This is a genomic window from Burkholderia sp. MR1-5-21, from assembly GCF_053427715.1.
In genome coordinates this window covers 350,910-376,352 of the sequence record NZ_JBSAXD010000001.1, presented here as the reverse complement: position 1 = coordinate 376,352, position 25,443 = coordinate 350,910, and the positions used below count along the sequence as shown (strand labels likewise).

Below are 25,443 nucleotides of genomic sequence, written 5' to 3'. Positions count from 1 at the left end.
GAGCACCGGACTACTGCATTCTGGCCAGCCGGCGGCTCTGCTGCCGCATGCCCTCGAAGATGGCATCGGCGACATCCGCCGGATAGTCCGCCGGGAGCGTCGCCGACACGTCGCCGATCACCGCATCGGTCCGGCCGGCCACGGCCGCCATCGCTGCCCGCACGTCGTCTTCAGGCAAGCCTGCCCGCAGACCTTGCGCAACCCAATGCCGTTGCTGAATCTCGTGAATCGCGTAGTGCCGGTTTTTGCCGCGCACCGCCATCGCGAGCCTGGCTCTCTGCGGTGCAAGCCGATTCCTGCCGGTTCCGATGATCGGATGGGCCGACAGCACGTCGTAGAGCGGGGTCGCCTTGTAGGCGTTGCCGGGCAGGTGCGCGATGCTGAAATTCTTCGCATGGCCGTCGATTGCCGCAAGCACCCAGAACACGATCTGGGTGACGAAAAAATTGATGCGGTCGGTCGCCGGCTGCGTCGATTTCGACAGGATTCCGACGATCGTCTCGATTCCCGGCCCGCCGTCCGACTCGTATTTCATCCCGGGTGGCGTCCCGGTCGCCTGACACATGTCCTCCTGGGGCAGCCGCAGGATCCATGACCGATCCGACGACAAGCGCCGATCGAAGCGTTCGACGACGAGCGCTTTCTGATCGTCGAACCGGCCGATTTCGCAACGGGCGACCGGGAGGCCGTAAGCCGCTACGATCCGGGAACACAGCCATTCGTTTTCGACGGACGTGCGCATGTCCGCCCGCATGTTGCCGACCAACCCCATCGGAAGCTTGAAGATATGCGTCGTCGGCGTGCTTCCGCCGGGCAAGAGCCAGCGGCCGTCGTGCCGCAGCAGCGCGGTTTTCTCCTGGGCGCCGGCGATCGACAGACGCAGGTCGGCGGTCTTTTCCGGCTGACCGGCCAGCGGTGCGGCAGTCGCATCGCGCAGGACGGCCGCGATGTGCGCTTCGTCGAGCGGTTCGCCGGCGATCGTTTCCAGGTCGACCGGCTCCTCGCCCGGAGGAAGCAATTGAATGGCGCCGACGCAATCCCGCCCGATCGAAGTCAGCAGCGTGAACGGATCGGCGGATGCCAGACGATACCGGGTCGCGATGCGGCGGCGGATCGCCAGGCTGTCCGGCAGCAGGTTGTCGAAATAGTCGGTCACGACTGCGCCTTGATGGGGCTGATTGCCGGGCGTGAAAGGCAGGGACAGCGACAACGGCCGGCCCTGCGGATCGTCGATCCAGTCCTGCAGATAGACGAGGCGCTCGATGCCTTGCTTGACTTCCCAGAATCCGACCGGAATGCCGTTCATCCACACGCCGAGACGGCGTGCTCGCATGCGCGCAGGCATCGTCACCAATCCTCCCGTTTCGTGACGCGCCTGGCGGGCTGTTTCGCTGCTTTCGTGCTTGTCGGCACCGCTTCGCGGGCCTCGACCGCGATTTTCGGGCCACCGTGTGCCGTCTTGTACGCACGCAATGCGGCCGCTTGCTTCCGGCTGCTGTCATTCGAGGTCGCGGTGGCGTCGGCCGCCGCATCAACGCCGGTTCGTTCGGCGGAGGGGGAGGCGATCGCATCGGAGGTTGCCTGGCCGAGAGTCAGGTCGACCCCGAGCATCTGCAGGACCTTGAACAGGCGCTCCACGCTGACGGCCGTCGGATCGGCTTCCAGCTTCGCGTAGCTCTGTTGCGTGATCCCGAGGCGGGCAGCCAGACGGGCTTGCGTGAGCCCCGCGGACTTTCGGAACCCGACGAGTATCGGGCGCAACTGGCTCAAGGTCTGAATGGGAAATCGCACGGCGGCTCTCCACGACAAGACAGCCGATCGGCTGTATTCAACAATAACAGCCTATTGCATGTATTTCAAAAAAACAAGCAATAAGCTGTATTTACAGAATACAGCCGAAAGGCTGTTACGGGTGTCTGCCGGGAGCGTTCCGGTCAGCCGGGATCAGCGGGCGTGGATGACTTGAGCGTGTGCGCGAGACAACGGCAGCCCCTGCGCGAGCCGCGCTATCTCCGGATCGTCATCCCCGAGCGGGATGAACGCCATGATCTCCAGGTCGTGCCCCGACAGTGCCGGCAGCCGGAACGGGCTCGACAACACGTTCAGCCGCCGCACGCCCAGATCGCGCAGGATCTGCGAGCCGATGCCGGTCGCGCGGCCGTCGCGGCGCACGCCACCCGCCGGCACGCGTGCATGGTCGCTGCGCATGTCGCAGTCGAGCAGCACCGCGACCCCGCAGCCGGCCGCGTCGATCCGCTGCAACGCCGCGTGCAGCGGCCACGAATGCGCGGACGGCTCCGCGTCGAGCAGGTCGAGCAGCGAGTGGCATTCGTGCACGCGTGTCAGCACGGGCGTCGCGGGGTCGGGCTCGCCGCGCACGAGCGCGAGATGCGGCGTGCCGTGCACGGTGTCGCGATACTCGATCGCGTGAAAACGTCCCCACGGCGTATGCAGCGGCCGCTCGCCGACGCGCTCGACGAGCGATTCGTGTTCGCGCCGGTAGTGGATCAGGTCGGCGATCGTGCCGATCTTCAGCCCGTGGTGCGCGGCGAACGCCTGCAGCTCGGGCAGCCGCGCCATCGTGCCGTCGTCGTTCATCACCTCGCAGATCACCGCGGCCGGCGTCAGGCCCGCCAGTGCGGCGAGGTCGCAGCCGGCCTCGGTATGTCCCGCGCGCACGAGCACGCCGCCGGGCCGCGCGGCGATCGGGAACACGTGGCCGGGCTGTACCAGATCGTCAGGCCGGGCGCCGGCGCGCACGGCGGTACGGATCGTATGCGCGCGGTCGGCGGCCGAGATGCCGGTCGTCACGCCGTCGGCCGCCTCGATGCTCACCGTGAACGCGGTGCCGAACGGCGTGCCGTTGCGATCGGCCATCGGCGGCAGCCTGAGCTGCGCGCATCGTTCGGCGGTCAGCGTCAGGCAGATCAGGCCGCGCCCGAAACGCGCCATGAAATTGATCGCGTCCGGCGTCACGTGATCCGCCGCGATCACGAGATCGCCTTCGTTCTCGCGGTCCTCTTCGTCGACGAGCAGAACCATGCGGCCCGCGCGCAGCTCGTCGACGATCTCTCGGGTGCTGGCGAGCGTCATCGCGCCTCCGTTGCCGCGAACGCACGGCGCAGCGCGTCGGCGGCGAACGTCAGCACGCGGTCGGCGGCGTCGACCGCACCGAGCATGCTTGCAAAGCCGTGCAACTGGCCCGGCCAGCGCACGAGCGTGACCGGCGTGCCCGCCTGCGCGATGCGCGCCGCATACGCTTCGGCTTCGTCGCGCAGCGGGTCGAATTCGGCGCTGACGATCGTCGCGGGCGGCACGCCGGCGAGATCGGGCGCCGCCAGCGGGCTCGCGAGCGGCGACGCGCGGTCCGCATCGTCGCCGAAATAGTGGTGCTTGAACCAGCGCATCATGTCCGCGGTCAGGAAATAGCCATCGCCGAGCAATTCGTACGACGAATGTTCGGTTGCGCAATCGACGACCGGATACAGCAGCACCTGGTGCGCGATCCGGATGCCCGAGCCGCGCAATTGCAGCGCGGCGACGGCGGCGAGATTGCCGCCCGCGCTGTCGCCCGCCACCGCGAGCACGCCGTCGCGCGCGCCGAGGTCGCGGGCGCTCGCTGCGGCCCAGCGCACTGCATCGCACGCATCGTGCGCGGCCGCCGGAAAGCGCGCCTCGGGCGCGAGCCGGTAGTCGACCGACAGCACGAGCGTGCCGGCGCGTTGCGCGAGGCTGCGGCACAGGTTCGCGTGCGAATCGATGCCGCACGACACGAAGCCGCCGCCGTGGAAGAACACGGTGAGCGGCAGCGGCCCGTCGGCATGCGGACGATAGAGCCGCGCGGGCATGACGTGGCCCGAGGCGGGAATGTACCAGTCTTCCTCGGCGGCGATCGTGTCGCCGGGCGCGAATGCGCCGCCCCACGCGAGACTCGCGCGGTAGGCGGGAACGGTCAGTTGATTGAAATCGATTGCGGGCGCTTGCGCGAACGCGGTCAGCAACGCCTGCGCCTGAGGGTCGAGCGGCATCGGAACTCCTGTCTGAATCGGGTGCGGATCGAATCAGGTATACCCGCGTCGCGGTTTACCCGAGAGCGCGCCGGATGCTTGCCGGCGCGGCCTGACGGGCATTGCAGCGTAGCGGCCCGGGCCTTACATCGTCCGATCGGACGATGGTGGCTTTGGCCGGATAGCGAAAGCTCCGTCTTCAGTAGATATCCCGATGACGCCGAAATTAAGACGCGTCTTAATGTCGGCGGCACGGTTGAATCGGACTGAGCCAAGTCGCATGGAGGATGGAGCGTGCTGATGGAGACACGATGGGCTCCGCAAGAGAGCCAATCAACGATGGACGAGGCCGGTCTCGGCGTCGCGGAGTTCAGCGAGCTGATGGCGCGGATTTATCAGGGACCGCTCGAGACGCCGCCGTGGGCGGGCGCGCTCGAGCTCGTGCGCCGCTGGCTCGACGCGAACTACGTGACGCTGATCCTGCGCGCGGCCGCGAGCGATCGCCGCGCGCCGCTGTCGGTGCATGCGTCCGAGTTCGGACCGGTGGTGCCCGGCGACGGCGAGGCTTCGTACAACACCTACTACTATTCGCTCGATCCGTTCATCGGCCTGCCGGCCGATCGCGTCGTGACGGCCGACGAGGTGTTCGGCGAAACGGGCTGGCTGTCGAGCGAGTTCTACAAGCAGTTCCTGAAGCCGTCGGACGTGCGCCATATCCTCGGCGCCGACCTGCGCACGTCGTCGGGCGTCGAGTGCCGGTTCCGCGTGTGCCGCAAGCATGCGTCGGCGCCGTTTTCGGCGCGCGACAAGGCGATCTGCGGACTGCTGCTGCCGCACCTGAAGCGCGCGGTCGAACTGCATTCGCGGCTCGACACGGCAGAAGTCGAACGGTCGATCTACGCGAACGCCGTCAACCGGATGCAGGTCGGGATGATCACGCTCGACGAAAAGGGCGCGATCATCGACATCAACGGCGTCGCCGACGAGATCCTCAAGCAGGGCAACGGCCTGTGCGTCGCGCGCGGCACGATCGAGGCGACCGATGCGCAGGAGAACCGAACGCTGCAGCGGCTGATCCGCCATGCGGTGATGGGCCACCACGGCACCGCGTCCGCGATCGTCGAGGCGATGCCGATCACGCGCAGTTTCGACAAGCCGCGCCTCGGGCTGCTGGTGCGCACGATCCTGCTGTCGGACTGGTCCGAGGACAACAAGCGGCGGCCGGCCGTCGCGCTGCTGCTGCGCGATCCGGACCGCAAGCCGCAGGGTGCGCAGGAGATCATCCGCAAGCTGTTCGACCTGACGCCCGCCGAGACGTCGCTCGCGCTGCTGCTGACGAACGGGATGACGCTCGAGGAAGCGGCCGAGGAATCGGGCATCAGCAAGAACACGGCGCGCACGCATCTGCGCGCGATCTTCTCGAAGACGGGCGTCACGCGCCAGGCAACGCTCGTGCGGATCCTGCTCGGCAGCGTGGTGCCGCTCGGCTGATTCGCCCCCTTGCAGCCTCCCGCGAATGCGACTCTAATCTGGCGGTGCCGGCGGGCGACACAGCCCCGGCGGCCGCCAACCGACGGAGGTCGCATGATTCGCTTATTGATCGACACGGAAGCGCCGGCGTCGCCGGCGGCAGTGACGCGCTTCGGCGGACTGCCGTCGATTCCTGCGCACGCGCAGTTCGACTGGCCGCACTGCGCGAGTTGCGACGGCGCGATGCAGTTCCTCGGACAGATCGCGCTCGACGGCGATGCCGCCGGGCGGCTCGTGCTGCTGTTCATGTGCCAGAACTCGCCGGGCATGTGCGACGACTGGGATGCGGAGGCGGGCGGCAATCGCGCCGTCGTCGTGGCGGCCGACGATGCCGGCAGGGTTGCCTCAGCGCCCGAAGGCGACACGGTCGTGCGCGACAGCGCTTATGGCGTGCAAATCGAAGACGTCGACGCCGCAGGCTACGACGACGCGCGCCAGCAATGGGCGCAGCAGCACGACGGCGCGCTGCGCCGGATCCAGGGTTGCCTGGGCGGCGAACCTTCGTGGCTCCAGGCCGACGAAACACCGTCCTGCGACGCGTGCGGCAACACGATGTCGTTCGTGGCGCAACTCGAGGAAGGGCCCGACCACCGCACCGCAATGAACTTCGGCGGCGGCGGGTGCGGCTACGTGTTCCACTGCGGCTGCAGCGAACCCGGCGCGAAGTTTCTCTGGCAGTGCGGCTGATGGGATAGCCGCCGTGCGACGACGGAACACGGCGGCCCGCGGTGCGGCCCGATGCACGGGCCGCTCGCGCTCATGCCGAATCCCGGGCGCAGCTGGCCTTCACGCCGCCCGTTTCTGCGAAATCACCAGCAGCGCGCCGTTGCGATCCTCGAGCACCGCGCGATACTCGTGCGGCCCCGCCTGCACGGGCACCCGCACCGACGCGCCCGCCTTCACGACGCGCGCCATCGCCGCATACAGATCGTCGTCCTCATCGACCCGCAGCGTCAGCGCCGCGCGCTCGACGATCTGCTCGGGGCCCGCGACCAGCGCGATCGTCAGCGGCCCGCCGTCGAGCGCGCAATAGCGGTCGCCGTCCCGGAACTTCACGTTCAGGCCCAGGCCGTCGACGAACAGCGGCAACGCCGTGTCGATGTCGTCGACCGGATACAGCAGCATCGAAACCTTCATCCGTCGTCTCCCTTGTCGTGACTTGTCGTGACGCAGCGGGCATGCCGCCGCTCGACGATCGTAGCGCGACCCCGTCCGGTCGCACGCAGTCCGATCGGATGACGGTGAAAGCCCTCTGTCCGCGAACCTGCCCCGTTACTCCAAACAGACGATGCCCGCGCCCGCGCGCGCGCCGACACTCCCATCCGTGGACCGTCGCTATCCGTCTGCGTGCCGCAGGCGGCGTGCGCGACCCCGACCCGTCCAACATACATGGAGACGCACGCAATGAAGTTTTCCCTCATCTACGAAGCCCAGACCACCGACGCGTCGCGCGAAGGCGACCACCGCGTGTTCCAGGAGACGGTCGAACAGGCGCTGCTCGCCGAGCAGGTCGGCTTCGACACGATCTGGTGCGTCGAGCACACGTCGCTGACCAACTATGCGCACATGAGCGCGCCGGAGACGTTCCTCGCGTACCTCGCCGGCCGCACGACGCGCATCGGTCTCGGGCACGGGGTCGTCTGCCTGCCGCCGGCGATGAACCATCCGATCAAGGTCGCGGAGCGCGTCGCGCTGCTCGACATCCTGTCGGGTGGCCGCGTGCATTTCGGTGTCGGAAAGGGCGGCAGCCAGCAGGAAGCGGGCGCGTTCGGCTACGAACTCGACAAGCTGCAGCCGATGATCGACGAATCGATGTACCTCGTGCCGAAGATGTTCGTGCAGGACGAGATCGAGCACGACGGCACGTACATCAAGATCCCGAAGCGCCCGATCCATCCGAAGCCGTTCCAGGATCCGCATCCGCCGATGTATCTCGCCTGCACGAACACCGACGCGCTGCTGCGCGCGGGCCAGCGCGGCATGGGCGCGCTCGTGCTCGGCTTCGGCGGCCCGGACGAAGTCGCGAAGAAGAACAAGGTCTACCGCGACGCGTGGGCGACCCGCAAGCCGGAAGACCAGGTCGGTTTCCGCCCGACCCAGCATCTCGCGGCGCTGTGCCCGACGGTCGTGCTCGCGGACGGCCAGAAGGCCCGCAAGATCGGCATCCGCGGCCAGCGCTACTTCATGGAATCGCTCGCGTACTGGTACACGGGCGGCGAGCGCCCGGACCCGTCGAAGTGGGGCGACGACCTCGTGCAGGCGGACAGCGGCGAGATGGTGATCCGTTCGCGCTTCGCGTCGGAGGAAGTGGTCGTCAATTTCGCGGATCCGGCGCTCGCGATGATGAACCCGAACCACGCGTACGGCACGGTGGACGACTGCATCGGCTACGTCGGCCGCCTGCAGGAGGCGGGCGTCGACGAAGTGCTGTTCCTGTGCCAGATGGGCACGGTGCCGCACGACGCGCAGATGGAGACGATCCGCAACATCGGCGAGCACGTGATCCCGTTCTTCAACAGCGACGCGCAGCGCAAGTACGCGTGACGCGCGGGCCGCGCCCGTCGTCCTTTCGGACGATGCGGCGCGCGCGCCCGGCGAAGAACATCGATCGCAAGAACAACCGGACGCGGCGGGGCCGCGCCGAACAGGAGACATTCGTGCATCGCGACAACGATTCGAACGCATTGGCCGCCACGCTGATCGCGCGGGCGGAAGCGCTGGCCCCGGTGCTCGCCGGGCGGGCGGCGCAGGCAGAGGCGCAGGGCCGCATTCCCGCCGAGACGGTCGCCGACATGCAGGCCGCCGGCTTCTTCAAGGTGCTGCAGCCGAAGCGCTACGGCGGCTACGAACTCGACCCGCAGACGTTCTTCGACATCCAGATGGCGCTCGCGCGCGGCTGCATGTCGACGGCGTGGGTGTACGGCGTCGTCGGCGTGCACAACTGGCAGCTCGCGCTGTTCGACGAACGCGCGCAGCAGGACGTGTGGGGCAACGATGCGTCGACGCTGATCGCGTCGACCTACATGCCGGTCGGCCGCGTGACGCCGGTCGACGGCGGCTTCCGGCTGTCCGGCCACTGGAAGTTCTCGAGCGGCAGCGAACTGTGCGACTGGGTGTTCCTCGGCGCGCTGGTGCCGCCGGCGAAGGCGGGCGAGCCGCCCGAATACCGGACCTTCCTGCTGCCGAAGCAGGACTACCGGATCCAGCAGGACTGGGACGTGCTCGGGCTGCGCGCGACGGGCAGCCACGACATCGTTGTCGACGACGTGTTCGTGCCCGGGTACCGCACGCACAAGGCGGTCGACGGGATGATGGGCACGAGCCCGGGCCTCGCCGTCAACGACGCGCCGCTGTTCCGGCTGCCGTTCGCGCAGATCTTCGTGCGCGCGGTGTGCACGTCGTGCATCGGCGCGCTGCAGGGCGCACTCGACGACTTCACGTCGTACGCGACGACGCGCGTGTCCGCGAACAGCGGCACGAAGACCACCGACGATCCGGGCGCACAGGGCGCATGCGCGAACGCCGCGGTCGCGATCGACGAGATGCGCGTGCTGCTCAAGCGCAATTTCGCCGAGCTGATGGCGGCCGCGAACGGCGGCCCGGCCGTGTCGATCGAGCGGCGCGTGCATTTCCGCTACCAGTCGGCCCAGGTGGCCGAGCGCTGCGCGCAGGCGGCCAATGCGCTGCTGCGCTACGCGGGCGGCAACGGCATCTATCACCGCAATCCGCTGGTGCGCCGCTTCCTCGACCTGCATGCGGCGCGCGCGCACTACGCGAACAACGTCGACCGCTTCGGCCAGAACCTCGGCGCCGTGATGCTCGGCCGCGAGAACACGGACTACTTCATCTGACGAGGCGACGATGAACGACGCGCAAGCGCAGCAATACGCATTCGACGTGATCGTCGTCGGCTCGGGCGCGGGCGGGCTGCTCGCGGCCTGCCGCGCGGCGGACCAAGGCCTGTCCGTCGTCGTGATCGAGAAGACCGGGCTGTACGGCGGCACGTCCGCCGTGTCGGGCGGCGGGATCTGGATACCGTGCAATCACCACATCGCGGAGCTCGGTGTGACCGACACGCGCGATGCGGCGCGCCGCTATCTCGACGCCTGCACGGCAGGCGCTACGCCCGCAGACAAGCTCGACGCGTACCTCGACCACGCGCCGGAGATGCTGCGCTACCTGGAGACCAGGACGCCGGTGCGCTACCAGGCGCTGCCGAAATACGCGGACTACTTCCAGAAGCTTCCGGACGCGATGCCCGGCTACCGCGCGCTCGACCCGCTGCCGTTCGACGGCGCGCAGCTCGGCGACGAATTCGCGCGGCTGCGCCCGCCGTCGCCCGGCACGCTGGTGGGCGGACGGGTCGCGGTGACATCGAAGGAAGCGCACGTGCTGTTTTCGCGCGGGCCGGGTTTCATGACGCTCGCGCTATCTCAATTCGGCCGCTACTGGCTCGATTTCCGGATGCGCCGGCGTACGCGCCGCGACCGGCGCCTGACGCTCGGCAACGCGCTCGTCGGCGGGCTGCGCCGCGCGCTGCTCGATCGTCACGTGCCGGTCTGGCTCGACACGCCGATGCGGGACCTGCTCGACGCCGACGGCCGCGTGACCGGCGTGCGCGCGCAGCGCGCGGGCCGGCCGGTGACGATCGTCGCGCGGCGCGGCGTGATCCTCGCGGCGGGCGGCTTCGAGCGCAACCAGCCGATGCGCGAGCGCTACCTGCCGCAGCCGACTCGCGCGCAGTGGAGCGCGACGCCGCCTGCGAATACCGGCGACGCGATTGCAGAAGGCCACCGGCTTGGCGGCGCGCTCGCGCTGATGGAGCACGTGTGGGGCGCGCCGACGATCGGCGTCGCGGGCGAGGAAAAGCAGCGCGCGCTGTTCATCGAGCGCAACCTGCCGGGCTGCGTGATCGTCAACGGCCTCGGCAAGCGCTTCGTCAGCGAAGCCGCACCGTATTCGGAATTCGTGCCGGCGATGTACCGCGACCACGCACGCACCGGCTCGAACGTGCCGGCCTGGATGGTCTTCGACGCGCGGTTTCGCCGCAAGTATCCGTGCGGGCCGATCATGCCCGCATCGATGATGCCCGATGCGCGCATCCCCGACGCATTCCGCGACGTGCTCGTGAAGGCGGACACGATCGACGCGCTCGCCGCGCGGATCGGCGTCGACGCGGCCGGCCTGCACGGCACGCTGCGCGACATGGCGCGTTACGCGGCGACCGGCATCGACGACGAATTCGGCAAGGGCGACAACCTGTTCGACACCTACTACGGCGATCCGCAGGTCAAGCCGAACCCGTGCCTCGGGCCGATCGACGAGGCGCCGTTCTACGCGGTGCGGATTGACGCGGGCGACATCGGCACGAAGGGCGGCCTCGTCACCGACGCGCAGGCCCGCGTGCTGCGCGACGACGGCACCGCGATCGACGGCCTGTACGCGATCGGCAACACGAGCGCGTCGGTGATGGGCACGAGCTATCCGGGCGCGGGCTCGACGCTCGGGCCGGCGATGACGTTCGGCTTCATCGCCGCCGACCACCTGGCCGCGCAGGCGGCCGACCCGGCAGACCCAGCCGGCCGGCCCGTCCGGCCATCCACGACAGAACTTGACGGAGTCAGACCATGACCGATCTCACCAACCATCCGCTGCGCACGGACATGCTGCTCGCGATGCGCCGCCTCGCGCGCTCGGTCACCGTCATCAGCAGCACGCACGCGGGCCGCCGCTACTCGATGTCCGCGACCGCGGTCGATTCGCTGTCGACCGAGCCGCCGTCGCTGCTGATCTGCATCAACCAGAGCGCGTCGCTGTTTCCGCCGCTGGACGCGGGCGCGGCGTTCTGCGTGAACGTGCTGTCCGCGCGCCACGAAGGGATCGCGATCGACTGCAGCGGCCGGCTGAAGGGCGAAGCGCGCTTCACGACTGGCGACTGGCAGTCGTCCGCGCTCGGCGTGCCGTACCTGCGCGACGCGCAGGCGAGCCTCGTCTGCGAGCAGGACGGCCGCTTCGAATACGGCACGCACACGGTGTTCATCGGACGTATCCGGGAGGTGCTGATGAGCGGCGACGTCGATCCGCTCGTCTATCTCGACGGCGCGTACACGACGCCCGGCGCGCCCGCTACCCGCGCGGCTGCATGACACATGAGCCGCGCGTTCCATCGACACGGAAGACACGAAACATGGCAGACAGATTGAACGGCAGGATCGCGATCGTCACGGGCGCGGCGAGCGGCGTCGGCAAGGCGACCGCCGCGCGCTTCGCGGCCGAGGGCGCGCGCGTGGTGCTGACCGACGTGAACGAGACAGCCGGGCGCGAGGTTGCCGCCGGCCTGGGCGACGCCGCGCTGTTCGTGCGGCACGATATTGCGTCGGAAGCGGGCTGGAACGACGTGTTCGGCGCGGCGGTTTCACGCTTCGGCACGCCGGACGTGCTCGTCAACAATGCGGCGGTGCTGATCGCAGGCGACATCGAGCACGGCACGCTGGACGACTGGCAGCGCACGCTGCGGATCAACGCGGACGGCTATTTCCTCGGCTGCCGCGCGGCGGTGCGCGCGATGAAGGCGGCCGGCGGGTCGATCGTGAACCTGTCGTCGGCCGCGGCGCTCGGCGGCATCGGGATGTTCTGCGCGTATTCGGCGAGCAAGGGCGCCGTGACCGCGATGACCCGCGCGATCGCCGCGTACTGCAAGCAGCAGGGCTACCGGATCCGCTGCAACTCGATCCATCCGGACGGGATTTTCACGCCGATGACGGCCGCGTTCTTCGGCGACGCCGACGACACGCGCCGCGCGCTGGAACAGGGCATCGACCCGCAGGGCCGGCTCGCCTTGCCGGAGGACATCGCGAACCTCGCGCTGTTCCTCGCGTCCGACGAGTCGCGCTTCGTCAACGGCAGCGAATACCGGATCGACAACGGCCAACTCATCATGGGCGTCGCCTGAGGAGCCCCGCCATGGACGATTCGCGCTTCCACCGGCTGACCGTCGCCGCCGTGATCGCCGAAAGCGACGACGCGTGCTCGTTCGTCTTCGACGTGCCCGCCGCGCTGCGCGACGCGTTCGCGTACCGGCCCGGGCAGTTCCTGACGCTGAACGTGCCGTGCGGCGACACCGTGGCCGCGCGCTGCTATTCGCTGTCGAGCGCACCGGGCATCGACGCCGCGCCGAAGATCACGGTCAAGCGCGTGCGCGACGGCCGTGCGTCGAACTGGCTGTGCGACCGCGTGCGTGCGGGCGACGCGCTCGACGTGCTGCCGCCCGCCGGCGTGTTCACGCCGCGCACGCTCGACGCCGACCTGCTGCTGTTCGCGGGCGGCAGCGGCATCACGCCGGTGCTGTCGATCCTGAAGTCCGCACTCGTGCACGGGCGCGGGATGCTGACGCTGATCTACGCGAACCGCGACGAGCGTTCGGTGATCTTCCGCGACGAGCTGCAGCAGCTCGCGCACCGCCACCCCGGCCGGCTGCGCGTGATCCACTGGCTCGACAGCGTGCAGGGCGTGCCGCAACAGCGGCACCTGGAAGAGCTCGCACGGCCGTTCAGCCGGCAGGAGACATTCATCTGCGGGCCCGCGCTGTTCATGGAGAACGCGCTCGCCGCGATGCTCGGGCTCGGGCTGCCGCGCTCGCGCGTGCACGTCGAACGTTTCGCGTCGCTGCCGGATGCGGCGAGCGCGAAGCCGGGCGATGCGGCGGCCGAAGCGGGCGACGCGTGCGAGGGGGGCGAGGCGGGCGATAGCGGCATCGGCAACGGTCCGCACGCCGCCGCGATCGAGACCGTGCTCGACGGCGCGTCGTTCGCGTTCGACAGCCAGCCCGGCGAAACCCTGCTCGACGCGATGCTGCGCGCGGGCGTGTCCGCGCCGAACTCGTGCCGGATGGGGCAGTGCGGCGCGTGCATGTGCCGGATCGAACGCGGCGAGGTCGCGCTCGACGGCAATCACGTGCTCGACGACGACGAACTCGCGGCCGGCTGGACGCTCGCGTGCTGCGCGAAACCCGCGAGCGACGCGCTGCGCGTCGTATTTCCCGATTGAGCCATTGCGCCGTCCTGCGCGACACGCGCGGGCGGCGTTCCTTGCGAATCCTAGCGAATTCTTCCGAACGACGATGACGGACAACGAAGCCTTGACCACTCCCGCGCTGATTGCGCGGGCCGCCGCGCGCCACGGCGCGCACCCGGCGATCGAGTCGGAAGCGGGCCGGCTGACCTATGCGGAACTGGACGCGGCCCGCGTCGAAGCGGCGCGCGCGCTGCTCGCGACCGGCATCGCGCCCGGCGACCGGGTGGCGATCTGGGCGCCGAACCTGCCGCTGTGGATCGTCGCGGCGCTGGCGATCCACACGGCCGGCGCGGTGCTCGTGCCGGTCAATACGCGGATGAAGGGGATGGAGGTCGGCGGCATTCTGCACGACAGCGGCGCGCGGCTGCTGTTCTGCTGCGGCACGTTCCTCGGCGAATCGTATCCGGCGATGCTCGAGCCGCATCGGCCGGCGACGCTCGAACGCGTGGTCGTGTTCGACGGCGAGCCGCACAGCCGCCCGCATCCGCATGACGAGACGTGGAATGCGTTCCTTGCGCGCGCCGCGCAGGTCCCGCTCGACGCGGTGCGTGCGCGTGAGGCGGGCGTGACGCCCGACACGGTGATGGACCTGATGTTCACGTCCGGCACCACGGGCCGCCCGAAAGGCGTGATGACCGCGCACGGGCAGAACCTGCGCGCCGCGCAGGACTGGGCGCGCATCGCGGGCGTGCGGCAGGACGACCGCTACCTGATCGTCAACCCGTTTTTCCATACGTTCGGCTACAAGGCCGGCTGGCTCGCCGCGCTGTCGAGCGGCGCGACGGTGCTGCCGCATCTCGTGTTCCAGCCCGACGATGTGCTGCGCCGCATTGCCGACGAACGCGTGTCGGTGCTGCCGGGGCCGCCGACGCTGTATTACGCGCTGCTCGATGCGCCGGAACGCGGCACGCGCGACCTGTCGTCGCTGCGGATCGCGGTGACCGGCGCGGCGGCGATCGCGCCGAGCCTGATCGAACGGATGCGCGCGGAACTCGGCTTCGAGACGGTGCTGACCGGCTACGGACTCACCGAGTCGTGCGGTTTCGCGACGCTGTGCCGGTACGGCGACGATGCGGGGACGATCGCGTCGACGTCGGGCCGGCCGATGCACGACGTCGAGGTCCGCATCGCCGGGCCGGGCGGCGTTGCGCTCGGGCCGGACGAGACGGGGGAGATCTGGGTGCGCGGCTACAACGTGATGCGCGGCTACTTCAATCAGCCTGACGCGACGCGCGACGCGATCGACGCCGACGGCTGGCTGCATACCGGGGATCTTGGCTGTGTCGACGCGAACGGCAACCTGAAGATCACCGACCGGATCAAGGACATGTTCATCGTCGGCGGCTTCAACTGCTACCCGGCCGAGATCGAGCGGCTGCTCACTGCGCATCCGGCGATCGCGCAGGCCGCGCTGATCGGCGTGCCGGACGCGCGGCTCGGCGAGGTCGGGCACGCGTACGTCGTGCTGCGGCCCGGCATGCGGCTCGACGCGGACGAACTGAACGACTGGGCACGGCGCAACATGGCCAATTACAAGGTGCCGCGCCATGTCACGTTCGTCGACCGGCTGCCGACGAGCGCGGCGGGGAAGGTGCTCAAGTATCAGTTGCGGGCGGTATCGGAAGCGGCGGGGTGACGCGGCGCGGACCGGCGCCGCGGGGTTCGTCGCGTCCGCGATGTATGCGGATGCGTGTTGACGGGCATCCAACCGATACCACGTAGCAGCGATCAAGGAGAAACAGATGGGCAATACGCGGTTTCCGGAGGGCGCGGCCCTGGTTTTCGGCGGCAGCGGCGGCATCGGGCAGGGTGTCGCGATCGAATTCGGGCGGGCCGGCGTGCCTGTCGCAGTCGGCTATCGCAGCAAGGCCGGCGTGGCCGAGCGCGTCGCGCACGAGATCCGCGACACGGGCGTGAAGGCCAGCACGCACGCCGTCGACGTCACCGATCCGGCGCAGGTCGAAGCCGCGCTCGCGGCGGCGATCGCCGCGCATGGCCGGGTTCACACGCTCGTCTGGGCGGCTGGCCCGCTCGTGAACCAGCGCCATATCGGCGACATGACGCACGACGACTGGCGCCGCGCGATCGACGTCGAGACGATGGGCTTCTTCCACGCCGCGAAGGCGGCGCTGCCGCATTTCCGTGCGGCGGGCGGCGGCTCGTTCGTGACGCTCGGCTCGGCCGGCCACCTGCGCTGGCCCGATCGCGACGGCCTGTCGGTCGCGCCGAAGGCGGCGAACGAGTCGCTGATCCGCGGCCTCGCGCGCGAGGAGGGCCGCCACAACATCCGCGCGAACTCGATCCTCGTCGGCGTGATCGAAGCCGGCATGTTCCCGGTACTGCTCGAGCAGGGGCAGTTCGACCAGGCGTGGATCGACGAGACGTTGAAGATGCTGGCGCTCAAGCGCTGGGGGAAGGCGCACGACGTCGGCCGGGCCGCCGTGTTTCTGGCGTCCGATCAGGCCGATTACATAACGGGGCAGCAGTTGAATGTCTCCGGCGGATACGGGTTGTAGGCGATCGCCCGCTGAGCGGCAAGCCGCATGTGCCGTGCTCCATCACCACGCGAGCGGCGCCGGCTCCGTTTTCCAGAACAGCTGGCGCCGGCGCTCGACATGCCCGCCGTCCGGCACGAGGCATCGCGTGCGACGTTGGCCGATCGGCCGTCTTTCTCGCATCGAACGACACGGCGTACATTACCTGTCAGCAGTTCGATGTGTCGGGTGGGTACGGGATCTGGCCGCTAAACGCAGCGTCCCGCGACTCACCGGCGCCAACCAAGGCACGCCCCTTCGCGATCACGATGATAGCAATGCTTGCATTTCATGGGTGAGACGCTATCATTGATAGCGTTCTAGGCGGAGGGGCATATGGCAAATCTACTGGTGCGTAACGTGGATGACAGTATCGTTCAGAGCCTGCGCGAGCAGGCTGCGGCAAACGGCCGGAGCGCCGAGGCCGAACATCGGGCCATTCTGGCGAATGCGCTCGGCCGGCCGCAGCGCAGGACGTTCGCGGAAGCGCTGATGAGCATGCCGAACGTTGGCGAAGACACGGATTTCCAACGTGTTCAGGATTCCGGCGAGGTCACGCGTGTTTTTGATTGATGCGAACGTCATCAGCGAAATCAGAAAGGGCAAGCGAACCAACAAAGGGGTGCAGGCGTTCTTTCGGCAAGCCGAAGCCGACGCGAGCCCCCTCTATCTTTCCGTCGTGACGGTGTCCGAGCTGCGGCGCGGCGTCGACCTGATCCGTCATCGCGGCGATCTCCGGCAGGCGACGGCGCTCGAAAGGTGGCTGGGGACGATCCTGTCCGACTACGCGCCGAACATCCTGCCGGTCGACATCGACGTCGGCCAGATGTGGGGGCACCTGCGTGTCCCGCACCCGGAACACGCGCTCGACAAGCTGATCGCCGCAACGGCGCTCATCAACGACCTCACGGTCGTCACCCGCAACGTCGGCGATTTCGCGAGCACCGGCGTCAGGCTGCTGAATCCGTTCGACTGATCTGCGGGCCCATTCACGCACGGCGCAGGCGGTGACGTTCGCGTCACACCGACGAATCATGCCGATGGCCTGAATCACGGGCTCTCCGCCGCATGTCGTTTTCTCGTTCCTGCCGCGCAGACGTCCGCCCGTCGGACATCGCGATGCCGACCATCCGGTTCGCGGCCGTTCGTTTCTGAAACCGGCCGCCCCGTATCGCGCTTCATTTCTGAAACATTTCCCCCCTCCTGTTCTTGCGCGATTCGCTTCGATCCATGGCAGACGTCCGTCCCGCTTGGGATTGCGACCGATGGCACGCCACATGCAGTCCACTCGGTACCGCCGGCACGGGCGTCGATGAAGTGATGTCGACACACGCGCGACGGGAGTCGGGGGAGTCACGCAATCGGGGATCGGATCGAACGGCGTCACGCCGTGCGACCAGCAGAAGTGGCCATGACAGCCGTACCGGCATCGAGGTATTCGACGACGGTCGCGATCCGATAAAGAGAAGAAACACGAAAGAGATGTTGTGCCGGTGAAACGCTTCGTGCGTTGCAATGACCGGTGCGCGTCCGGGGGGACGCCTGTGAAAAAGACAGTGAACAAATGGGCAGCGCTGGGGGTGATGTTCGTCGCGAGTGCGCACGCGCAGGAGATTTTCCTGCAAGGCGGCACGCAGGGCGCCGGCATTGGGGCGGCAGTGAGCTTCAATTCGGTGCTCGGCGCGCATGCCGATTTCAATGCGATCGACTTTTCGCACGACTTCAGCTTTGGCGGCAATCGCTATAAGGACGACGTAAAGCTTCGACAGGGGGGCCTCTACGCCGACGTCTTTCCGTGGCACGGCAGCGGCTTCCGGGTCACTGCGGGCTTGCGGTTCAACGATGACGAGATCACCGGCGTATCGGAGCCGACCAACGGCACCTACTCGTTCGGCGGTCACAAGTTTCCGGCCACGCCCAGTATGTATGCGACCGCGCAAGCGCGCTATCCAACCGTGATGCCGTACTTCGGCATCGGCTACGGGCATCGGCCGGCCTCGAAGGGATTCGGCTTCATCGCCGATCTCGGCGTTGCGTACGGGATCCCGGATTGCTCGTACACGCTGTCGCCTGCACTGGCGGCAAAGGCCGGGCCCGTGAAAAGCCAGATCCTGATCGAAAGCGGCCTTGACCAACTGCGAAACACGATGTCGCGATACCGTTGGTATCCGGTCCTGCAGATCGGGATTTCGTACCGGTTCTGACCGCGGGTCCGACCACGGCGGCAACACCGGCGCGCGTCGCCTGCGCGCAGGACTGCGGCGGGTGCTGGCGCCACGCGTTCCGGATCCTGGACCGGACGCGTGGCAGCGGGTGCGCTTCGCTCCCGCATGACCTTGCTCGCCCCGCGCCGGCACATCCACGCCGGCCGATCCTCCGGCGCGGCATCCTGTCGCGCGTGATGTCGCCAGGCAGACCGGGCCACCGCTCCGGCCGCCATCCGTTTGCCTTCCGCCTCTCGTCCCAACAGACGATGTGACGCCCCCGCCGACCGGCCAGAATCCTTACACGAACAACGGATTCTGAACCAGGAGGAGGCCGACATGATCGATGTCCGTGCGCTCGGCTATGTCGTCGTGGAGGCGACGCGCGTCGATGCGTGGCGCCGCTACGCGGAAGACGTGCTGGGCATGCAGGCGCTCGACGCGCCCGACGGCGCGCTGTACCTGAAGATGGATGAGCGCGATTTCCGCTATCTGATCGTCCCCGGCAGCGCGGACCGCTATCACGCGTCGGGCTGGGAACTGCCCGACGCCGCCGCATTCGACGCGGCATTGGCCACGCTGCAGCGCGCGGGCGTCGAGCCGATCCGCGCGACGCCGGCCGAAGCCGCGCTGCGCCGCGTGCAGGCGATGGCGTGGTGCGCGGACCCTTCCGGCAATCGCCACGAACTGTACTGGGGCGCGCGCTGCGACTTCCGCCGCTTCGTGTCGCCGCTCGGCGTGCCGCGCTTCGTGACCGGCAGCATGGGCCTCGGCCACGCGGTGCTGCCTGCGCCGCAGTTCGACGCGACCGACGCGTTCGTGCGCGGCGTGCTCGGTTTCGAGCTGTCCGACATCTACCGCGTGAAGTTCACGCCCGATCCGGCCGAGCCCGAGAAGCGCATCCACTTCATGCACTGCCGTAACGCGCGCCACCACAGCCTCGCGCTGTTCGAGATGGACGTGCCGTCCGGCTGCGTGCACGTGATGGCCGAAGTCGACTCGATGGACGAGGTCGGCCGTGCGCTCGACCGCGTCGCCGCGCACGACGTGAAGCTGTCCGCGACGCTCGGCCGGCACTGCAACGACCAGATGATCTCGTTCTACATGAAGACCCCCGGCGGCTTCGACCTCGAATACGGCTTCGGCGGCCTGACCGTCGACTGGTCGCAGCACGCGGTGTTCGAGGCCACCAAGGTGAGCCAGTGGGGCCACGACTTCAGCATCGGATACCGGTAAGCCAACACGATGACGATGAAACCTCTCGACAAGACGATGTCCGCGCGCGACGTGGTCGCGCAGCTCGCCGACGGCATGACGATCGGCATCGGCGGATGGGGGCCGCGGCGCAAGCCGATGGCGCTGGTGCGCGAGATCGCGCGCTCGAACCTGAAGGACCTGACGATCGTCGCGTACGGCGGCGCCGACGTCGGCCTGCTGTGCGCGGCGGGCAAGGTGCGCAAGGTCGTGTTCGGCTTCGTGTCGCTCGACGTGATCCCGCTCGAGCCGCATTTCCGCCGCGCCCGCGAGCAGGGCCGCATCGACGTGCTCGAACTCGACGAAGGGATGCTGCAGCTCGGCCTGCGCGCGGCCGCCGCGCGCCTGCCGTTCCTGCCGACCCGCGCCGGGCTCGGCACCGCGCTGCTCGATCACGCGCCGCATCTGCGCACCGTCCAGTCGCCGTACGACGATGGCGAGACGCTGCTCGCGATGCCGGCCATCGCGCTCGACGCCGCGCTGCTGCACGTGAACGCGGCCGACCGGATGGGCAACACGCGCATCGACGGCCCCGATCCGTTCTTCGACGCGTGGATGGCGCGCGCCGCACAGCGCTGCTACGTGTCCGCCGAAACCGTCGAAGCGGCCGGCGCATCGCTCGCGAGCGAAGACCTCGACGCCGCGCGCCGCAATCCGTTCGAGCGCTCGCTCGTCACGGGCGTCGTGCACGCGCCGGGCGGCGCCCACCCGACGTCGTGCGGGCCGGCCTACGGCTGGGACCTGCCGCACCTGCGCGCGTACTGCGCGAGTGCGGAGGACGACGCGCAGGCCGCCGCATATCTGCGCGACGTGGTCGGCCAGGACGAACGCCAGTACCTCGAAGGCGTCGGCGGCCTGTCGCATGTGACGGCGCTGCCGTTGCCGATTCTGTAAAGGAGCGCCTGTGAGCGAATCTCTCGACCATTCCCTCGCGGAACTGATGATCGTCGCCGCCGCGCGGCTCTGGCGCGACGACGGCGAAGTGCTGGCGACCGGCATCGGCACGGGCCCGCGTCTCGCGGCTGGCCTCGCGCGGCTCGCGTACAACAGCGGACTGATGCTGACCGACGGCGAGGCCTACCTCGTCGAGGAGCCGGTCCCGCTCGGCCCGCGTCCGGACGGCTACCGCGTGAAGGCGAGCGGCTGGATGACCTACGAGCGCGTGTTCGACTGCCTGTGGCACGGCCGCCGGCACGCGCTCGTGATGCCGACGCAGATCGACCGCTTCGGCCAGGCGAACATCTCGTGGCTCGGCGACGACTACGCGTGTCCGAAGACGCAGCTGCTCGGCGCACGCGGCTTCCCCGGCAATACGACGAACCACGCGAACTCGTTCTTCGTCAGCGGGCACGGCAAGCGCACGTTCGTCGCTGGCGAAGTCGACATGGTGTGCACGGTCGGCTACAACCCCGCGCGCCGGCTGCCCGGGATGAAGACGTTCGTCGACCTGCGCAGCATCGTCACGGACCTGTGCGTGATGGACTTCGGCGGCCCCGACTACGCGATCCGCGTGCGCTCGCTGCATCCGGGCGTGAGCTTCGACGAGGTGCAGGACGCGACCGGCTTCCCGCTCGTCGCGCATCCGGAACTCGGCACGACGCCCGCGCCGAACGCGGACGAACTGCGCATCGTGCGTGCGCTCGACCCGCACAACCTGCGCGCGGCGATCGTGCGCAACAATCCGGCGCCGCGCCGGGCATGAGGTCCGACATGGAAGCGACCCAGATTTCGTTCGGCGACGGCGTCGTCGGCTACGCGGTCGAGGACGGCATCGCGACGATCACGATGAACCGTCCCGAGTATCACAACGCACAGAACTCGAAGATGACCTACGCGCTCGACGCAGCGTTCCGGCGCGCCGCGCACGACGACGCGGTCAAGGCGATCGTACTCGCGGGCGCGGGCAAGCATTTCTCGGCCGGGCACGACATCGGCACGCCGGGACGCGACATCCACGAATCGTTCGACCGCGCGTCGCTGTGGTACGACCACGTCGGCAAGGACGGCGGCGAATTCCTGTATGCGCGCGAACAGGAGGTCTATCTCGGCATGTGCCGCCGCTGGCGCGACCTGCCCAAACCGACGATCGCGATGGTGCAGGGCGCGTGCATCGCGGGCGGATTGATGCTCGCATGGGTGTGCGACCTGATCGTCGCGTCGGAGGACGCGTTCTTCGCAGATCCGGTCGTGCGGATGGGGATTCCGGGCGTCGAGTATTTCGCGCATGCATACGAGCTGAACCCGCGCATCGCGAAGGAATTCCTGTTCCTCGGCGAGCGGATGCCGGCCGAGCGCGCGTTCCAGATGGGGATGGTCAACCGCGTGGTGCCGCGCGAACGCTTGCGCGACGCGACCTACGCGATCGCCGCGAAGATTGCGACGATGCCGCGCCTCGGCCTCGCGCTGACCAAGCAGGCGCTGAACCACGTCGAGGAGCTGCAGGGCAAGCGCTCGGCGATGGACGCGGCGTTCGCGTGGCATCACTTCGCGCACGCGCACAACGAGCTCGTCAGCGGCGACCGCCTGGGTGGCTACGACGCGCGCAAGATGGCCAGCTCGCAGCGCGCGCCGTCGCCGGCGTCGGAGCCGGGCGCGGGCAATCGCGCCGCCGATTCTGCTGGCGTCGACGGCGCTGCCGCGACGAGCGCGCCGATGTCCGCAGCGCCCGAGCAAGCCGCCGTGAATGGAGCCGCCGCATGAGCACGACGCTTCATAGCTCGCTCCATAGCCCGCTCCATACGCCGCTCTGCGACCTGCTCGGCTGCCGCTATCCGGTCGTGCAGACCGCGATGGGCTGGGTCGCCGACGCGCGGCTCGTCGCGGCCACCAGCAACGCGGGCGGGTTCGGCTTCCTGGCCGGCGCGACGCTCGAACCCGAGCGCGTCGAAGCCGAGATCCTGACGGTGAAGTCGCTGACCGACCAGCCGTTCGGCATCAACTTCCACATGTTCCAGAAGAACGCGCAGCAGGTCGTCGAGCTCGCGATCAAGCACAAACTCCGTGCGGTCAGCTACGGCCGCGGCCCCGATGCGAAGACGATCCGCCGCTTCAAGGACGCCGGCATCGTCTGCATGCCGACCGTCGGCGCGCCGAAGCATGCGGCGAAGGCGGTCGAGCTCGGCGCGGACATCGTCACCGTGCAGGGCGCGGAAGGCGGCGGCCACACGGGCTCGGTGCCGACCACGCTGCTGTTGCCGAAGGTGCTCGACGCGGTGCAGGTGCCGGTCGTCGCGGCGGGCGGCTTCTTCGACGGGCGCGGGCTCGCGGCCGCGCTCGCATACGGCGCGGCCGGCATCGCGATGGGCACGCGCTTCCTGATGAGCGCCGAATCGCCGGTGCCGCGCGCGACGCTCGACCAGTACGTCGCAGTCGGCGATCCGGCGCGCATCCGCGTGTCTGACGCGCTCGACGGGCTGCCGCAGCGGATGATCGACAACCCGTACCTGCTGAAGCTCGAACGCTTCGGCCCGCTGCGCCGCACGCTGTTCGCGCTGAAGACGGCGGAAGCGTGGCGGCGCCAGAACGGGCTGCGCGCCGGTCAGATGCTCGGCCTCGCATTCAAGGCGCTGCGCGAGCACGACTACACGGCGAGCCAGACGCTGATGGCCGCGAACGCGCCGTTCCTGATCCAGCGCGCGATCGTCGAGGGCAAGCCCGACGAAGGCGTGCTGCCGAGCGGGCAGGCGGCCGCGATGATCGGCGCGATCGAATCGTGCGACACGCTGATCGCGCGCATCGTCGCGGACGCCGCCGCGCGCCTCGACGCGCTCGCCGCGATGCGCGGCGCGCCGGCGGTCCACGCCGCCTGAACGACAAGACCGGGAGGAGCACCCCACATGACAGCATTCATTCAACCGGGCGGCGCGCAGCCGTTCCGGATAGACCGGGACAACCTGGCCGACGGCATCGCCGAACTGGTGATCGACCACCCGCCCGTCAACGCGCTCGATTCGCACGGCTGGCACGCGCTCGCGCAGGCGCTCGACGCGCTCGGCCGGGATGACGACGTGCGCGTGATCGTCGTGCGCAGCGACGGGCGCGGCTTCTGCGCGGGCGTCGACATCAAGGAACTCGCCGCGCATCCGGAGCGCATCGTCGGCGTCAATGCCGGCAACTACGAGACGTTTCGCGCGGTGCACCGCAATCCGAAGCCGGTGATCGCGGCCGTGCACGGCTTCGTGCTCGGCGGCGGGATCGGCATCTGCGGCGCGGCGGACATCGTCGTCGCGGCCGACTGCGCGCGCTTCGGCGTGCCGGAGATCGATCGCGGCGCAATGGGCGGCGGTGCGCACCTGCAGCGGCTGTTCGGCGTGCAGAAGGTCCGCGCGATGTATTTCACCGGCGAGATGATCGACGCGGCCGAAGCGTACCGGCTCGGCGCGCTCGAACAGGTCGTGCCGCGCGCGGACCTGCGCGATGCGGCACTCGCGATCGCCCGCAAGATCGCCGAGAAAAGCCCGGCGATGGTGCGGCTCGCGAAGGAGGCGCTGAACGGCGTCGAGGACGGCGACCTCGAGGACAAGTACCGCTGGGAGCAGGGCTTCACGCTGCAGGCGTACATGACGCAGGACTCGACCGAGGCGCGTGCGGCATTCGTCGAAAAACGCGATGCGCGGTTCGACGCGCAGGCCGCGAGCGCAACTGCGGAGGAGACCCGCGCATGAACCTGACCTACACCGCCCAGCAGAACGCGTTCCGCGCGGAGATCCGCGACTGGCTCGCGACGCACGTGCCGCGCGAGCGGCTGCCGAGCTTCGACACCGAGGAAGGCTTCGCCGCGCACCGCGAATGGGAACGCACGCTGCACTCGGGCCGCTGGAGCATGGTCACGTGGCCGCGCGAGCTCGGCGGGCGCGGCTGCGACCTGATCGAGTGGCTGATCTTCGAAGAGGAATACTGGCGCGCCGACGCGCCGATGCGCGTGAACCAGAACGGCATCTTCCTGCTCGGCCCGACGCTGATGGATTTCGGCACGCCGGAGCAGAAGGCGCGCTTCCTGCCCGCGATGGCGGCCGGCGAGCACGTGTGGGCGCAGGGCTGGTCGGAGCCGAACGCGGGCTCGGACATGGCCGCGATCCGCACGAGCGCGATCCGCGTCGGCGACGAATACGTGCTGAACGGCCAGAAGATCTGGTCGACCCGCGCGGTATGGGCCGACTGGCTGTTCGGGCTGTTCCGCAGCGATCCGGAATCGACGCGTCATCACGGCCTCACGTTCCTGATGGTGCCGCTGTCCGCGCCGGGCATCACCGTGCGGCCGATCCGGCAGCTCAACGGGCAGACGGGCTTCGCGGAGATTTTCTTCGACGACGTGCGCGTGCCGGTCGAGAACCGGCTCGCGGCGGAAGGCGCGGGCTGGCAGGTCGCGATGGCGACGGCCGGCTTCGAGCGCGGGCTGATGCTGCGTTCGCCCGCGCGCTTCCAGCGCACCGCGCAGGCGCTGCGCGACCTGTATCTCGCGCACCGCGACACGGCCGACCGCGATCCGACGCTGCGCGAGCGCGTGGTCGCCGCTTGGATGGACGCGCAGGCGTACGCGCTGTCGACCTACGCGACCGCGAGCCGGCTGCAGAAAGGCGGCCATATCGGCGCGGAATCGAGCACCAACAAGGTGTTCTGGTCGGAGCTCGACCTGCGCATGCACCAGACCGCGCTCGACATCCTCGGCGCGCACGGCGAGATCGTCCCGCACACCGCCGCGCAGCACGCGACGCTCGGCCACTGGCTCGACGGTTTCCTGTTCGCGCAGGCGGGCCCGATCTACGCGGGCACCAACGAGATCCAGCGCAACATCGTCGCCGAACGGATGCTCGGCATGCCGCGCGCCTGACCGCATTTACC

At 69.0% G+C, this 25,443-nt stretch carries 25 protein-coding genes; 20 read left to right on the top strand and 5 right to left on the bottom strand.

Going from position 1 to position 25,443, the window contains the following annotated elements; translation table 11 throughout:
* Positions 1 to 10: 10 nt before the first annotated feature.
* The 4 genes from ACV229_RS01590 to ACV229_RS01575 form a co-directional block, all read right to left on the bottom strand.
* Positions 11 to 1,345: a type II toxin-antitoxin system HipA family toxin gene (locus tag ACV229_RS01590; protein WP_448081359.1), complete on the bottom strand. Its 1,335-nt coding sequence runs from the start codon at positions 1,343 to 1,345 to the stop codon at positions 11 to 13.
* Positions 1,346 to 1,347: 2 nt separating this feature from the next.
* Positions 1,348 to 1,791 carry a helix-turn-helix domain-containing protein gene (locus ACV229_RS01585; protein ID WP_448081358.1) on the bottom strand — a complete coding sequence of 148 codons (444 nt, stop codon included), beginning with the start codon at positions 1,789 to 1,791 and terminating at the stop codon, positions 1,348 to 1,350.
* Between the two features lie 153 nt (positions 1,792 to 1,944).
* Positions 1,945 to 3,093: a bifunctional 3,4-dihydroxy-2-butanone-4-phosphate synthase/GTP cyclohydrolase II gene (ribBA, locus tag ACV229_RS01580; protein ID WP_448081357.1), complete on the bottom strand. Its 1,149-nt coding sequence runs from the start codon at positions 3,091 to 3,093 to the stop codon at positions 1,945 to 1,947.
* A complete protein-coding gene (locus tag ACV229_RS01575) occupies positions 3,090 to 4,028 on the bottom strand; it encodes an alpha/beta hydrolase (protein ID WP_448081356.1) in 939 nt (312 codons plus the stop codon). The genes ribBA and ACV229_RS01575 overlap by 4 nt, the downstream gene beginning before the upstream one ends.
* A gap of 279 nt (positions 4,029 to 4,307) precedes the next feature.
* On the opposite strand from ACV229_RS01575, the gene ACV229_RS01570 reads away from it, so the two are divergent.
* Together ACV229_RS01570 and ACV229_RS01565 are read left to right on the top strand one after the other, a co-directional pair.
* On the top strand, positions 4,308 to 5,498 hold the full coding sequence (locus ACV229_RS01570) for a helix-turn-helix transcriptional regulator (RefSeq protein WP_448081355.1): 1,191 nt from the start codon (positions 4,308 to 4,310) through the stop codon (positions 5,496 to 5,498).
* Positions 5,499 to 5,591: 93 nt separating this feature from the next.
* Positions 5,592 to 6,224 carry a hypothetical protein gene (locus ACV229_RS01565; RefSeq protein WP_448081354.1) on the top strand — a complete coding sequence of 211 codons (633 nt, stop codon included), beginning with the start codon at positions 5,592 to 5,594 and terminating at the stop codon, positions 6,222 to 6,224.
* A 99-nt stretch (positions 6,225 to 6,323) separates the two neighbouring features.
* On the opposite strand, the gene ACV229_RS01560 is transcribed toward ACV229_RS01565, so the two are convergent.
* Entirely contained in the window at positions 6,324 to 6,674 is a 351-nt protein-coding gene (locus ACV229_RS01560; RefSeq protein ID WP_448081353.1) for a VOC family protein, read from the bottom strand.
* A gap of 267 nt (positions 6,675 to 6,941) precedes the next feature.
* Here ACV229_RS01560 and ACV229_RS01555 point away from each other — a divergent pair, with 267 nt between their 5' ends.
* From ACV229_RS01555 to ACV229_RS01470, 18 genes are all read left to right on the top strand, one after another.
* Positions 6,942 to 8,081, top strand: a complete 1,140-nt coding sequence (locus ACV229_RS01555; protein ID WP_448081352.1) for an LLM class flavin-dependent oxidoreductase — start codon at positions 6,942 to 6,944, stop codon at positions 8,079 to 8,081.
* 113 nt (positions 8,082 to 8,194) lie between these two features.
* Positions 8,195 to 9,388, top strand: coding sequence for an acyl-CoA dehydrogenase family protein (locus ACV229_RS01550; RefSeq protein ID WP_448081351.1), 1,194 nt, complete (start codon positions 8,195 to 8,197; stop codon positions 9,386 to 9,388).
* Positions 9,389 to 9,398: 10 nt separating this feature from the next.
* Positions 9,399 to 11,168, top strand: coding sequence for an FAD-dependent oxidoreductase (locus tag ACV229_RS01545; RefSeq protein WP_448081350.1), 1,770 nt, complete (start codon positions 9,399 to 9,401; stop codon positions 11,166 to 11,168).
* Positions 11,165 to 11,683, top strand: a complete 519-nt coding sequence (locus ACV229_RS01540; RefSeq protein WP_448081349.1) for a flavin reductase family protein — start codon at positions 11,165 to 11,167, stop codon at positions 11,681 to 11,683. Before ACV229_RS01545 ends, ACV229_RS01540 begins: the two co-directional genes overlap by 4 nt.
* A 41-nt stretch (positions 11,684 to 11,724) precedes the next feature.
* A complete protein-coding gene (locus ACV229_RS01535) occupies positions 11,725 to 12,489 on the top strand; it encodes an SDR family oxidoreductase (protein WP_448081348.1) in 765 nt (254 codons plus the stop codon).
* Between the two features lie 11 nt (positions 12,490 to 12,500).
* Positions 12,501 to 13,583 (top strand): 2Fe-2S iron-sulfur cluster-binding protein, encoded by a 1,083-nt coding sequence (locus ACV229_RS01530; protein ID WP_448081347.1) that lies wholly within the window; start codon positions 12,501 to 12,503, stop codon positions 13,581 to 13,583.
* A 73-nt stretch (positions 13,584 to 13,656) separates the two neighbouring features.
* On the top strand, positions 13,657 to 15,246 hold the full coding sequence (locus ACV229_RS01525) for a FadD3 family acyl-CoA ligase (RefSeq protein WP_448081346.1): 1,590 nt from the start codon (positions 13,657 to 13,659) through the stop codon (positions 15,244 to 15,246).
* 106 nt (positions 15,247 to 15,352) lie between these two features.
* Positions 15,353 to 16,126: an SDR family NAD(P)-dependent oxidoreductase gene (locus ACV229_RS01520; RefSeq protein WP_448081345.1), complete on the top strand. Its 774-nt coding sequence runs from the start codon at positions 15,353 to 15,355 to the stop codon at positions 16,124 to 16,126.
* A 354-nt stretch (positions 16,127 to 16,480) separates the two neighbouring features.
* Positions 16,481 to 16,717, top strand: a complete 237-nt coding sequence (locus ACV229_RS01515) for a FitA-like ribbon-helix-helix domain-containing protein (RefSeq protein WP_448081344.1) — start codon at positions 16,481 to 16,483, stop codon at positions 16,715 to 16,717.
* Entirely contained in the window at positions 16,704 to 17,120 is a 417-nt protein-coding gene (locus tag ACV229_RS01510) for a PIN domain-containing protein (RefSeq protein WP_448081343.1), read from the top strand. Before ACV229_RS01515 ends, ACV229_RS01510 begins: the two co-directional genes overlap by 14 nt.
* Positions 17,121 to 17,727: 607 nt before the next feature.
* Entirely contained in the window at positions 17,728 to 18,348 is a 621-nt protein-coding gene (locus ACV229_RS01505) for a hypothetical protein (protein ID WP_448081559.1), read from the top strand.
* A gap of 339 nt (positions 18,349 to 18,687) precedes the next feature.
* Entirely contained in the window at positions 18,688 to 19,584 is an 897-nt protein-coding gene (locus ACV229_RS01500; RefSeq protein ID WP_448081342.1) for a VOC family protein, read from the top strand.
* 9 nt (positions 19,585 to 19,593) lie between these two features.
* Positions 19,594 to 20,496, top strand: coding sequence for a CoA transferase subunit A (locus ACV229_RS01495; RefSeq protein WP_448081341.1), 903 nt, complete (start codon positions 19,594 to 19,596; stop codon positions 20,494 to 20,496).
* A 10-nt stretch (positions 20,497 to 20,506) separates the two neighbouring features.
* Positions 20,507 to 21,304: a CoA-transferase subunit beta gene (locus tag ACV229_RS01490; protein WP_448081340.1), complete on the top strand. Its 798-nt coding sequence runs from the start codon at positions 20,507 to 20,509 to the stop codon at positions 21,302 to 21,304.
* Between the two features lie 8 nt (positions 21,305 to 21,312).
* Positions 21,313 to 22,302 carry an enoyl-CoA hydratase gene (locus ACV229_RS01485; protein ID WP_448081339.1) on the top strand — a complete coding sequence of 330 codons (990 nt, stop codon included), beginning with the start codon at positions 21,313 to 21,315 and terminating at the stop codon, positions 22,300 to 22,302.
* Positions 22,299 to 23,411 carry an NAD(P)H-dependent flavin oxidoreductase gene (locus ACV229_RS01480; protein ID WP_448081338.1) on the top strand — a complete coding sequence of 371 codons (1,113 nt, stop codon included), beginning with the start codon at positions 22,299 to 22,301 and terminating at the stop codon, positions 23,409 to 23,411. The genes ACV229_RS01485 and ACV229_RS01480 overlap by 4 nt, the downstream gene beginning before the upstream one ends.
* Before the next feature lie 27 nt (positions 23,412 to 23,438).
* A complete protein-coding gene (locus ACV229_RS01475; RefSeq protein ID WP_448081337.1) occupies positions 23,439 to 24,266 on the top strand; it encodes an enoyl-CoA hydratase family protein in 828 nt (275 codons plus the stop codon).
* Positions 24,263 to 25,432 carry an acyl-CoA dehydrogenase family protein gene (locus ACV229_RS01470; RefSeq protein ID WP_448081336.1) on the top strand — a complete coding sequence of 390 codons (1,170 nt, stop codon included), beginning with the start codon at positions 24,263 to 24,265 and terminating at the stop codon, positions 25,430 to 25,432. The genes ACV229_RS01475 and ACV229_RS01470 overlap by 4 nt, the downstream gene beginning before the upstream one ends.
* Positions 25,433 to 25,443 lie beyond the last annotated feature (11 nt).